We start from the raw sequence: 1,924 nt of genomic DNA on the forward strand, positions 1-1,924 counted from the left end.
TGAAAAAATTGTTAGATGAAAAAATGTTTTTGTAAGCGTTACCATTGCCTGAAAACAGGCATTCATGTTATGATTCAGATAAGCAAACAAGTGAAGACGGTGGCTATCCTGGAAAGGTGGTGAGGCCTATGATTTTAAAATCGTAAAACTCACTATTCTAGGAAAGGAGAAGCCTGATGTCCCCCTCGGACTTTATCGCAATGTTTACTAACATAGGTATATACCACCTAATGTTAATCGGCATTGTGATTGAATTGATTAAATTAATTCAAAAAAATAACCGTCTAAACTTTGGCAGGTTCACGGTTATTTCTAATAACTAAGGATAGTCACCGTTTAACGGGTTTGCTAGGGAAGCGGCGTTGTTCGAGCAACGTCGCTTTTCTTATGCCTTTATTATAACACCGAATATTAGCAGTGACAATTGATGAGTTTCCATTGAAAAATGCTGGTTTCGGAGACAATATTTACCAGGTACCCAAGACCAAATTTTACCAGCTGTATCAGCCACTAAAACTGGTCGGCTTTGACTTGACAGACCATTAAAACCTGCTAAAATTAAGAATAGATTAGCCGATGAGCAGGGAAAGACCAATGCTTGGGTTCTAGAAATTTGACGGGTGCTGCAAGTCAAACGAAGAGCTTGGTCAAAAGACACCTGGAAGGTTGCTGTTAACCCAGCCGTTTATCCGCGTTATGGATAAAAGCACGTTTTGATAACGTGAAACTAAGGTGGTACCGTGCTCAAAAGCGCCCTTAACAACCTGGCCAAATGGTCGGATTGTTAAGGGCGTTTTTTATTTGACGGACTAATTGTTGAAATTTTGATAATGGAGGCGACGCTGAAGCGTCGAGATAATACTATGGGAAAAGCTAATTTTCAACGGCCAAAGGGTACGGCCGATTTATTTGATGCCCAAGTGCGCGAATGGCAACGCATCGAACAACGCGCCCGTGAAGTCTTTTCACGGTATGGCTACGGGGAAATCCGGACACCAATGTTTGAAGCCTTTGATGTCTATGCTCGGTCAGCCGGTGATACGTCCGACGTTGTGACCAAGGAAATGTATGACTTCAACGATAAGGGTGACCGTCACATGGCCTTGCGCCCCGAAGGAACGGCCGGCGTTGTCCGTGCTTACGTTGAAAACAAGCTTTTCGGTCCTGAACACGAAAACCCATACAAGGCTTTCTACATGGGCCCAATGTTTCGTTACGAACGACCACAAGCCGGTCGATTCCGTCAATTCCACCAAATCGGTGTGGAGGCCTTTGGTTCAAAGGAACCGAGCTTGGATGCCGAAGTCATCACAATGGTCGTTAAGTTCTTGGCTTCGCTTGGTTTGAAGGACTTGAAGGTCGCTTTGAACACCTTGGGTGACCAAGGTTCTCGTCAAGCTTACCGCGAAGCTTTGGTGGCTTACTTGCAACCACACTTTGATGATTTGTCAAAGGATTCACAGACCCGTCTTGAAAAGAATCCTTTGCGGATTTTGGATTCTAAAGATGAAAAGGATCAAAAGATTGTGGCCGATGCCCCAACCATCTTTGATTACCTGTCAGAAGAATCACAGGCTCACTTTGCGGCCGTGAAGTCTTATTTGGACGACCTCGGTATCGATTATGTTATCGACCAAACGATGGTTCGTGGTTTGGATTACTATAACGACACCATTTTCGAAGTGATGACGACTGATCCAAACTTGAAGGGGGCCGCTACCATTGCCGGTGGTGGTCGTTATTCCGGTTTGGTTGAAGAATTCGGTGGGCCGGAAACACCGGGAATTGGCTTTGGTTTGGGTGTGGAACGGTTGATTTCATTGCTCCAAGCACAGGGACAAGCCGAATTGGCTCCCGCCGCTTTGGACTTCTACCTCGTTCACATCGGTGACCAAACACAGGCCAAGACCTTGGCCGTGGCCAC

General features: G+C 45.5%; 1 protein-coding gene. It reads left to right on the plus strand.

The annotated features are described in order from the left end of the window. Positions 1 to 863 precede the first annotated feature (863 nt). Positions 864 to 1,924 (plus strand): histidine--tRNA ligase (gene hisS / locus AOQ29_RS05840; protein ID WP_061993561.1); only part of this gene is annotated, 1,061 nt, incomplete at its 3' end.

The sequence above is a fragment of the Fructobacillus ficulneus genome (assembly GCF_001047075.2).
In the GTDB taxonomy this organism is placed as follows: domain Bacteria; phylum Bacillota; class Bacilli; order Lactobacillales; family Lactobacillaceae; genus Fructobacillus; species Fructobacillus ficulneus.